We start from the raw sequence: 536 nt of genomic DNA, 5'->3' as shown, positions 1-536 counted from the left end.
TGGTATGAAGTAATTAATTAAGTCGTTGATGGGGCGGGGTTGCGACTCTGGCCCCATTTTTATTTTGTGAATGTTTAAACAGGGGCCGCAATTTACCTGTAATTTCAAAGTGCGCAAGTTTGGTGCTCATTGAAGCTCTGTGTATCCATTATTTAGCCAGCTTATGGCACCCACTCAATGAGGCGAACAAAAGCTTCAATTATTTATCGTGAAACAAAGAACTTTAGAGCTATTCAGATATTGCTAGGGCACTTTAAAATTGACAGCACTATAAGGTATCTTGGNGTTGAAGTAGATGATGCGCTTGATCTTGCCGAACGAATTCAGGTGTAGAATTTCGTCAAAAGGCGGTTATTTACAATTTAAGTAACTTCCTTTTTATGCAATTTTTTAAAAGCCGGCATTAAGGGCTCATCAAAATAAGTAAATTAATTTTGGCTTTTAAATAAGACCTCGACTTTCAGTAATCGCTTATTAACTCTAGAGAGTTCCTATAACCAGCAATCAATATCCTGACCTCCTAAAATAGCCATTAT

At 37.2% G+C, this 536-nt stretch carries 1 pseudogene; it reads left to right on the top strand.

The window, feature by feature from the left end:
- Nucleotides 1-162 precede the first annotated feature (162 nt).
- Nucleotides 163-333 (top strand): annotated as a pseudogene (locus A3729_RS33895) (integrase); the annotation flags it as partial.
- Nucleotides 334-536: the final 203 nt, after the last annotated feature.

This window comes from Oleiphilus sp. HI0043, from assembly GCF_001634935.1.
The sequence above is the reverse complement of the archived record's forward strand: the minus strand, read 5'-3'. Positions and strand labels throughout refer to the sequence as shown.